This window comes from Solihabitans fulvus (genome assembly GCF_008386585.1).
Classification (GTDB): Bacteria; Actinomycetota; Actinomycetes; order Mycobacteriales; family Pseudonocardiaceae; genus Solihabitans; species Solihabitans fulvus.
Genome location: NZ_VUOB01000087.1, coordinates 540 through 9,699, shown reverse-complemented (window position 1 = coordinate 9,699; position 9,160 = coordinate 540). Strand labels below are relative to the sequence as shown.

The following is a 9,160-nucleotide window of genomic DNA, read 5'->3' as shown; positions in this document are numbered from 1 at the left end:
GCTGGTCAGGTTGCCGGCCATCAGGTTCACCGAGTTGGTCAGGTCGCGCCACACGCCCGCGACGCCCGGCACGTCGGCCTGGCCGCCGAGGATGCCCTCGGTGCCAACCTCGCGCGCCACCCTGGTCACCTCGGAGGCGAACAGCGACAGCTTCTCCAACAGCTCGTTCACGGTGCGCCCCAACGTGACGAACTCGCCGCGCTGTTGGTGTCCGCTGAACTGCACCGACATCCGCTGCGACAGATCGCCCTCGGCGACCGCGGCGAGCACCCTGCTCAGCTCGTCGGTCGGCCGGGTCAGGTCCTCGATCAGCTCGTTGACGGACTCGGCGGCCAGGGTCCAGCCGCCCGGTCCGACGTTCGGGTCGATGCGGTGGCTCAGCTGGCCCTCCACCCCGACCGCGGTGCGCAGCCGCACCAGTTCGCCGACGAGGAACTGGTTCCGGTCGGCGATGTCGTTGAAGGCCTGCGCCACCCTGGCGGGAAGGTCCGAACCGGACACCACGAGTCTGCGCCGGAAGTTGCCGTTCCCGACCTGTTCCATGGCGACGAGCAGGCGTTCGAGGAATCCGTCATCCACGGTGCGCCCCGCTTCCGTGTCTTCTGCCGGTCCTGCCGTCACCCGAGCCTCCACTCGCCTCTCGGTCCCACCCACGCAGCAGTCTTCTCCGCCAGACTAGGCTCATCAACCGCGGCCCCCTCGCGTCCGACAGCCAGGGGCGCGGGGATCGACGACCGCAACCGGCGGAACGGAGGATCATGACCTTCCGGGTGCCGGCCAGTTCCGACAACGACGGCGACGCGTTGCTCGCCGACACCGTGCGCAGGCTGGCCGACACGCTGCGCACCGGCGACACCCTCCAGCAGATTCCCGCGTTGGCCGTTCCGGACCTCGCCGACTCCTGCACCCTGGTGCTGCCGCCCCGGCGCGGCCGCTGCGCCTGGTGGCGCAGGGGCGTTGCGGACTCCGCGCGGGGACAGGCCGGCCTGCGATCGCTGCGGCAGCTGCCCGCGCTCTCGGCGGCGCTCGACGGACAGCTCGCGCACGGGGCACAGGTGGCCGGACAGCTCGCGGACAACCAGTGGGTGCTGCCGGCGGCGTTCGGTCGCGTGTCCGACGCGATGATGGTGCCGCTGCTGGAGGGCGACCGGCCGATCGGCGCGCTGGTGTTGGCCCGCCGCGCCGCGCGACCCGTGTTCAGCAGCCCGGAGCGTCGGCTGGTGGAGCGCTGGGCCGAGACGGTCGGCCTCGCCGCGACCGCCGCGCTGGTGCACGAGGACCAGCGCCGCACCATCGAGCTGTTGCGCGCCCCGCTGCTGCCGCCGGACCTGCCCGAGCTGCCGGCGTGCACGCTCGCGCAGCTGTACCGGCCGGCGCGGGAGGAACTGCACATCGGGGGCGACTTCTACGACCTGCACCCCGACGAGGCGGGCGGCGGCGCGCTCGTGGTCGGCGACGTCTGCGGCAACGGCGTCGAGGCGGCCGTGCTGGCCGGCAGGTTCCGCGAGTCGCTGCGCGGCCTGCTGCTCGGCGACCGCGAACTGGTTCGGGTGCTGCGGCGGCTCAACGAGGCGATGCTGGACAGCGGGGACAGCAGGTTCGCCACCCTGGTGCTCGGCGAGCTGCGGCCGTGCCCGGGCGGCGGCCTGAGCGCGCGGCTCGCGGCGGGCGGCCACCCGCCGCCGCTGGTGCTGCGCGCTGGCGGCGGGATGGAGGAGATCACCATCCCCGGCGCGCTGGTCGGGGTGCTGCCGACGGCGCACTTCGCCGAGGAGACGGTCGATCTCGCGCCTGGCGACGTGCTGTGCCTGTACACCGACGGGCTGTTCCAGGCGTTCGGTGAGCGCGGCACCCCGGAGGCCGAGGCCGAGCAGCTGTTCCGCGACCAGTTGCAGGCGCTGCACGGGCTTGGCGCCGAGGAGCTGGTCAGGCGGGTGGAGCAGTTGGTCGCGGAGTCGTTGGACGGCCGCGACCACGACGACATCACGCTGGTCGCCGTTCAGCCCGGCGGCGCCGTCCGAACCGAGTCGGACACCCGCGAGATCCGCTGACGTTACGACTCGCTGATCGGTTCGCCGTCGAGATCCCCTCCGTCGCAGTACAAGTAGCCGTCCTCGTCGTCGACCGTCGGCACGCCGCCGGCGTCCTCGCAGTCCTGCACGGTCAGGATGTCGTCCCTGGTCGGCGCCGCCGAGGCCGTCCCCGCCGCTCCGAACAGCAGCGCGAACCCGATCCCGGCGGCCGCGACCGCGGCCAGTGCTCGTCGCATGACGGATTCCTGCCTTTCGTTGCGGTGTGGGCGATCTGGCCAACCATCTCCGCCGGCCGAGCCGCCCACCACCGCACTCACTCCTCGGTACCGGCCGACCACCCCATCGGGACCGGCGGGCCCGCCCGCCCCGGCCGGTTCGAGATGCGGAACTCCATGATCGGAGTAGCCTGGCTTGGTCGTCCGTCGTGGGATGAGGAGCCGTTGGGGTGTCTGCCGACTGGGTGAACCCCGACGGCACCGACGTGCGGGCGGATCCACCCGACGCCACACCGACGGCCAGAATGCAGCGCGGGTTGCTGCCGACCGAGCTGCCGCAGTCCGCCGCGCTGCCGGTCGACGGCCGGTACCTCGCGGCGCAAGACGAGAGCCGCGTCGGCGGCGACTGGTTCGACGTGGTGCGGCTCGGCAACGGCCGCACCGCCCTGATTGTCGGCGACGTCGTCGGCCACGGCGTGCCGGCCATCGCGCTGATGGGCCTGCTGCGCGGCGCGCTCGCCGCGTATCTCCTGCTCGACCCCGATCCGGCGACCGCCCTCATGCGGCTGGACGCCTTCGTGGCGGAGACTCCCGGCGCGGCGGGCGCGACCGTGCTGGTGCTGGTGCACGACCCCGCCGCGTCGACCGCCGAGCTGGTCTGCGCGAGCGCGGGCCACCCACCGCCGCTGCTGATCACCGGCGGCTCGGCCCGCTTCCTGCCCACCGCGGGCGGGGTGCCGCTCGGGGTGCCCGGCCCGGACCGCGGGTCCGCCTCCACGCGCGTCGACGCGGGCGACACGGTCCTGCTCTACACCGACGGCCTGCTGCGCGGCGGCTACGCCGACGCGCTGCTCGCCGACCGGGGCCTGCGCGCCGCCGAGTCGCCGGGGCAGCTGTGCGCGCGGCTGCTGGCCGACTCCGCCGACGGCAGGCCGATCACCGACGACGTCGTGTTGCTGGCCGGCCGGATCGGCCACCGCGACGTGCCGGCGCTCGACCTCAGCGTGCCGGCCACCGCCGACCAGCTCGGCCTGGTGCGCGAGCGGATGCACGACTGGCTGACCGAGTGCGGTGCGGGCGCCGAGGACATCGTGTGCGTGCAGCTGGCGGTGGGGGAGGCGGCGACCAACGTCGCCGAGTACGCCTACCGCGCGGGCGGGCCCGGCCTGCTGTGGCTGCGGGGCGAGGCGTCCGCCGACGGCGTCGTGCGGATCGAGGTCCGCGACCGGGGCCGGTGGCGCCGCCCGCCGCCCGGCCCGGCCGCCAGGGGCCGGGGCGTGCAGCTCATGCAGGACGCGATGGACAGCGTCACCGTCGAACACGGGCCTGACGGCACGCTGGTCCGAATGACCAGGGCGTTGCGGTCGTCGACCGGGCTCGCCAAGGAGACCGGGCTCGCCAAGAAGAGTGGACCGGTCGCGCGTGCCGCGTCCTCGGCGCTGCGCCTGGACAGCACCGAGGGGCCCGCCGGCCTGCGGGTGGTGGTGAGCGGGGTCCTCGACGCGGCCACGATCCGCGAGTTCAACCGCAAGGTCGGGCACCTCGCCAGGGGCGGCACCGCGCTGCTGGCGATCGACCTGTCCACCGTGGACTATCTCGACAGTGCCGGGGTGCGGGCGCTGTTCGACCTGGCGCACCGGATGCGCCAGGCGGGTGGCTCGCTGTCGCTGCACGCCGCGCGCGGCACTCTCGCCAGGCACGTCGCCGCCGTGACCGGCCTGGACGCCGAACCCGAGTTCGAGCCGAGCCGCGCCTGACGGCGGGCCCCGCCGGTCATCAGGTTCCTTTCGTGGATACCGCAGGCTTGAGCCTGGGGAGGAAGCGAAGCTCCTACGGAGCAGGGCAGGCAAAGACGAACCGCCGCCGGGCCGTTCGTCGTCCGCCGCCCACCCGACCGCAGGGTTCACCGCCAAGTTCTGTACATTGTGGATGGTGGCCAGGCTGGTGAAGCGGGCATTCAAGTACCGCTTCTATCCCACCGACGCGCAGGCAGTGGAGCTGTCGCGCACGTTCGGCTGTGTGCGGAAGGTCTACAACCTGGCGTTGCAGGCCCGCACCGAGGCGTGGACGCTGCGGCGGGAACGGGTCACCTACAACGCCACCTCGGCGATGCTCACCGGGTGGAAGAAGACCGAGGACTTGGCCTACCTCAACGAGGTGTCGTCGGTGCCGTTGCAGCAGGGCCTTCGGCACCTGCAAGGAGCATTCAGCAACTTCTTCGCCAAGCGGGCCGGGTATCCGCGGTTCAAGTCCAAGCGAAGGTCGCGGGCCTCGGCCGAGTACACCAGCTCCGCGTTCCGGTTCCGGGACGGACGGTTGAGCTTGGCGAAGATGGCGCAGCCGCTGGCCATCGTGTGGTCCCGGCCCCTGCCCCAAGGCGCCACGCCGTCCACGGTGACCGTCAGCCGCGACCAGGCCGGACGCTGGTTCGTGTCGATATTGTGCGAAGACACACCCGTCCCGATGCCCGCCGCCACGACGGCGGTGGGCATCGACGCCGGGATCACCAGCCTGGTGACCCTGTCCACCGGGGAGAAGATCACCAACCCTCGGCACGAACGCCGGGACCGGCGGCGCCTGGCCAAGGCCCAGCGTGCGCTGTCCCGCAAAACCAAGGGCTCGAACAACCGGGACAAGGCCCGGGTGAAGGTCGCCCGCGTCCACGCGAGGATCGCCGACCGGCGCAGGGACTTCCTGCACCAACTGACCACTCGACTCGTGCGTGAGAACCAAACGCTCGTGATCGAGGACCTGACCGTCCGCAACATGGTTCGCAACCACACGCTCGCCCGAGCCATCTCGGACGCGTCCTGGACGCAGCTGCGGTCCATGCTGGAGTACAAGGCCGACTGGTACGGGCGCACCGTGATCGCGGTGAACCGGTGGTTTCCCTCGTCCAAGCAGTGTTCGGCCTGTGGTGCCCTGCGGGCCGGGATGCCGTTGAGCGTCCGGACGTGGACGTGTGGCTGCGGCGCGACCCATGACCGGGACGTGAACGCGGCGGTCAACATTCGTGCCGCCGGGCTGGCGGTCCAAGCCTGTGGAGACGGTGTCAGACCCGCTCGTGCGCACGCACGAGCAGGCAGCGGTCGGTGAAACAGGAACCCTCCCGGGCGACCGGGAGAATCCCCGTCCTTCACGGCGGGGAGTAGTCAACGCACGGTGGCGCGCAGCAGTGGACCGCCGTCGACTCGCACCGACACCTCGGCGAGCTCGCCGACCGGCACGGCGGTGGCGATCGTCGTCGGCTCCCCGGCCAGCCAGCTGCCCACCCAGTCGCTCGCGCCGCCGGTGGACCGCACCGAGAGCCGGCAGGGCGTGCCGGCCGCGATCCCGGTCAACCGCACGTCGAGCCTCGTGCCCCAGGACATCGGCACCGCCGTGACCGTCAGCCCGGCGCCGGTCGGCCCGTCCGTCGCGGCGACCACGACGCTCGTCACGGGGCGCGGACCGGTGTTCCTGCCGATCAGGGCGCCCGCGCCACCTGCCGCGCCGAGCAGCGCGACGACGGCGGCCAGCCCGGCCCAGCACCTCCGCCTGCGCGCCCTGCTGGTGTGTCGGCGGACCCGCCTCAGCGCGCCGGCCAGCACCGGATCGTCCCAGCGCTGCCCGTTCCTCGGTTCCGTGCTCGTCAAGTGCCCACACCTCCTCCGCCGGTCGCCACCCCACACACGGCTCGACGCGGCTACTGGTTCGATGCGCGGGCCGGGGCGCCGCAGTAGTTTCGGGAACCGTTGAACCGCCCGACGGTGCGCCACGTGTGAGACGGGGACACCCCTGGCCGGCTCCGCCACACGGAGTCGTGACACGGAGTCGTGCGGCGGAAGGAGTGGTGGATGGCGAGCGTGTTGTCTCGTCGACGGCAGGCTGCCGGTGATGAGGCGCTGATCCGGTCGTTGTTCGAGGAGCACGGGCGGGCGCTGCTCGCCTACGCGACGCGGCTGACCGGGGACCGCGCGGCCGCGGAGGACGTCGTGCAGGAAACGTTGGTGCGGGCGTGGAAGCACCCCGACGCGCTGGTCAACGGCAAGGGGTCGGTGCGTGGTTGGCTGCTGACCGTGGCGCGGAACATCATCACCGACCGCGTGCGGGCCAAGGCCGCGCGGCCGGCCGAGGTCGCCGAGTCGCCGACCGCGCAGCCGATCGTGCGGGACCACGCCGACGAGGTGGTCGACTCGATGGTCGTGATGGAGGCGTTGGACCAGCTGTCCGAGGATCACCGAGGCGTGTTGGTGCAGCTCTACTTTCAGGGGCGGAGTGTCACGGAGACGGCTGCCGAGCTGGGCATTCCACCAGGAACGGTCAAATCGCGGTCCTACTACGCGTTGCGGGCACTTCGTGAGGTGTTCGGTGGGCGGCAGGTCGCGTTGAAAGGGGTGGCTGGATGATCGCCCGACAGCACGAGACCATCGAACTCGGCGCCTACGCGCTCGGCGTCCTGGCGGAGGACGAGCGCCGCGCGGTCGAGGAACACCTGGCCGGCTGCGAGCAGTGCCGCGCGGAGCTCGCCGAACTCACCGAGATGCAGGCCGCGCTCGGCGAGGTGCCGCCGGAGCTGTTCCTGGACGGGCCGCCGGACGGCGGTGACCTGCTGCTGCAACGGACGCTGCGGGAGGTTCGCGGCGAGCGCACGAGCGTCGGGCGGCGTCGGGCCACCCTCCTCGGCGTCGCGGCGGCCGCCGCCGTGGTGGTCGCGCTCGGCGCGGGCATCATGATCGGCAACGCGGGAGACACCGGATCGTCCGGTGCCGTTGCGGTGTCGCAGCAGCCGCCGCCGACCAACCCGAGTCCGCCCGCCGGCACCAGAGTGGGCACCAACACCGACTCGACGACCAACGTTCGGCTGTCGGTCACGGTCACCCCGGCCGTCGGCTGGGTCAGGGTGAACGCGGCCGTCACGGGCATCCCGGCGGGTGAACGCTGCCGGCTGGTGGTCGTCGCCAAGGACGGCACCAGGGAGGTCGCCGGCAGCTGGCTGGTGTCGGAGAAGGGCGCCAAGGAGGGCAGCACGCTGGACGGCTCCGCGCTGATCGCGCCGGGCGACGTCGCCTCGGTGCAGGTGGAGAACGTCGACGGGAAGAGGTTCGTCTCGACGCAGCTCTGACGAGGAGCCAGGGAGCGTCGGCGTCTGGTCCGGAAGGACGCCGACGCTTCCCAGGCGTGCTGGCATGCTGTTCGGGTGCCGACCGACCCGACGCAGCCAGCGCCCCGCCGATCACGAGGAACGCTCCGCTGGCTCGCCGTCGCCGCGGCACTGGTCGTCGGCGTCGCGGTGACCGTCGCCGTGCACTCGTGGCAGCAGGGCGGCCACGACGAGCACGCCGGCCCCACCAGCGCGGACTTCGTGGACATCGCCGACGTGCCGCCCGGTGCCAGCCGACCGACCGGCACGCCGGACGGGTCGGCCGGGAAAGCCGTGTTCTCCTGTGGCCGCAACGAGAACAACCATCGCAATGCGGACAACGTGATCGCGGCGCCTGGAGTGCACGACGGCGCGCACCACACGCACGAGTACGTCGGAAACCTGTCCACCGACGGGTTCTCCACCGACCAGAGCCTCGCCGCGGCGGACACCACCTGCGCGAACGGGGACCGTTCCACCTACTACTGGCCGGTGCTGCGGGTGTTCGACGGCGCCCCCGACGCGGGTGTCGACGGCAACCACGGCCGGATCCTGCCGCCTGCCACCGTGCGGATGCAGTTCCTTGGCTCGCCGACCAGCAAGGTCATCGCCATGCCCCGGTTCCTGCGGGTGGTGACGGGCGACCCGAAGGCGCTGACGAACGGGCCGAGCAACGCGGGCCACGTGCAGTGGAGTTGTTCCGGCGCAACGGACCGGCGCACCGACCACTATCCGGTGTGCGGCAGGGGTCAGCAGGTGTTGCGGATCTTCGACTTCCCGAACTGCTGGGACGGCAGGGGAAACGACAGCCCGAACCACCACGCGCACATCGCGTTCCCCGACGGCAACGGGGTGTGTGGGCACGGCACGTTCCCCGTCCCGCAGCTGCACGTGGAGATCGGCTACGACGTGCCGACCGGGGCGACCTACGCGATCGACACGTTTCCCGACCAACTGCACAGCCCGGTCACCGACCACTCCGACTTCGTGAACGTGATGATCGATGCGCAGATGACCGCGCTGGTCGGCTGCCTCAACCAGGGCAGGGACTGCTGAGGCTGGCGACCCCGGCCGCCGGTCGTGCCCGGCCCGCAGGCGAGGGATCGCGCACCGGTCGCGCGTAATCCGGTGTGGCGCTGGGTCGACAGGTCCGCAGGCCGCGAACTCGACGGGAGAGACATGAGCGCGAAGCTGTTCACCAGTGAGTCGGTGACCGAGGGGCATCCCGACAAGATGTGCGACGCGATCAGCGACGCGATCCTGGATGGGTTGCTGAGCAAGGATCCTCGGTCGCGGGTGGCGGTGGAGACGCTGGTCACCACGGGTCAGGTGCATGTGGCCGGTGAGGTGACGACCGAGGCGTACGCGGATATTCCGACGATCGTGCGTGAGGTGATCCTGGGGATCGGGTATGACTCGTCGGCCAAGGGGTTCGATGGGCACTCGTGTGGGGTGAATGTCGCGATTGGTGCGCAGTCGCCGGATATCGCGCAGGGTGTGGACTCGGCGTATGAGTCGCGGGTGGAGTCGGCTGATGACGAGATCGATCGTCAGGGTGCTGGCGATCAGGGGTTGATGTTCGGGTATGCGTGCACGGACACGCCGGAGTTGATGCCGTTGCCGATCGCGTTGGCGCATCGGTTGTCGCGGCGGCTCACGGCGGTCCGCAAGAGTGGTGTGTTGCCGTATCTGCGTCCGGATGGCAAGACGCAGGTGACGATCGAGTACGCGGGTGATCAGCCGGTGCGTCTGGACACGGTGGTGGTGTCGACGCAGCACGCGGACGGGAT

Annotated in this window: 10 protein-coding genes; 7 read left to right on the top strand and 3 right to left on the bottom strand. The window is 71.7% G+C overall.

Features of this window, described 5'->3' with window-relative positions:
• The coding region (locus tag F0L68_RS38600; RefSeq protein ID WP_188317062.1) for a HAMP domain-containing protein at window positions 1–543 on the bottom strand (543 nt) is incomplete at its 3' end.
• 215 nt (window positions 544–758) lie between these two features.
• On the opposite strand from F0L68_RS38600, the gene F0L68_RS38595 reads away from it, so the two are divergent.
• On the top strand, window positions 759–2,051 hold the full coding sequence (locus tag F0L68_RS38595) for a PP2C family protein-serine/threonine phosphatase (protein ID WP_149854879.1): 1,293 nt from the start codon (window positions 759–761) through the stop codon (window positions 2,049–2,051).
• A 2-nt stretch (window positions 2,052–2,053) separates the two neighbouring features.
• On the opposite strand, the gene F0L68_RS38590 is transcribed toward F0L68_RS38595, so the two are convergent.
• A complete protein-coding gene (locus tag F0L68_RS38590) occupies window positions 2,054–2,269 on the bottom strand; it encodes a hypothetical protein (protein ID WP_149854878.1) in 216 nt (71 codons plus the stop codon).
• Between the two features lie 209 nt (window positions 2,270–2,478).
• Here F0L68_RS38590 and F0L68_RS38585 point away from each other — a divergent pair, with 209 nt between their 5' ends.
• Entirely contained in the window at window positions 2,479–4,005 is a 1,527-nt protein-coding gene (locus F0L68_RS38585; protein WP_149854877.1) for a SpoIIE family protein phosphatase, read from the top strand.
• Between the two features lie 175 nt (window positions 4,006–4,180).
• On the top strand, window positions 4,181–5,344 hold the full coding sequence (locus F0L68_RS38580) for an RNA-guided endonuclease InsQ/TnpB family protein (protein WP_240543038.1): 1,164 nt from the start codon (window positions 4,181–4,183) through the stop codon (window positions 5,342–5,344).
• Between the two features lie 56 nt (window positions 5,345–5,400).
• Here F0L68_RS38580 and F0L68_RS38575 read toward each other — a convergent pair whose 3' ends face one another.
• Complete coding sequence (locus F0L68_RS38575; RefSeq protein WP_149854875.1) at window positions 5,401–5,883, bottom strand: hypothetical protein; 483 nt, start codon at window positions 5,881–5,883, stop codon at window positions 5,401–5,403.
• Between the two features lie 201 nt (window positions 5,884–6,084).
• Between F0L68_RS38575 and F0L68_RS38570 the strand changes: the two genes are divergently transcribed.
• The 4 genes from F0L68_RS38570 to F0L68_RS43970 form a co-directional block, all read left to right on the top strand.
• Window positions 6,085–6,636 (top strand): sigma-70 family RNA polymerase sigma factor, encoded by a 552-nt coding sequence (locus F0L68_RS38570; protein WP_149854874.1) that lies wholly within the window; start codon window positions 6,085–6,087, stop codon window positions 6,634–6,636.
• Window positions 6,633–7,352 (top strand): anti-sigma factor family protein, encoded by a 720-nt coding sequence (locus tag F0L68_RS38565; protein WP_149854873.1) that lies wholly within the window; start codon window positions 6,633–6,635, stop codon window positions 7,350–7,352. Before F0L68_RS38570 ends, F0L68_RS38565 begins: the two co-directional genes overlap by 4 nt.
• A 75-nt stretch (window positions 7,353–7,427) precedes the next feature.
• Window positions 7,428–8,426: a DUF1996 domain-containing protein gene (locus F0L68_RS38560; RefSeq protein ID WP_188317061.1), complete on the top strand. Its 999-nt coding sequence runs from the start codon at window positions 7,428–7,430 to the stop codon at window positions 8,424–8,426.
• Window positions 8,427–8,549: 123 nt separating this feature from the next.
• Window positions 8,550–9,160 (top strand): S-adenosylmethionine synthetase N-terminal domain-containing protein (locus F0L68_RS43970; protein WP_276313921.1); only part of this gene is annotated, 611 nt, incomplete at its 3' end.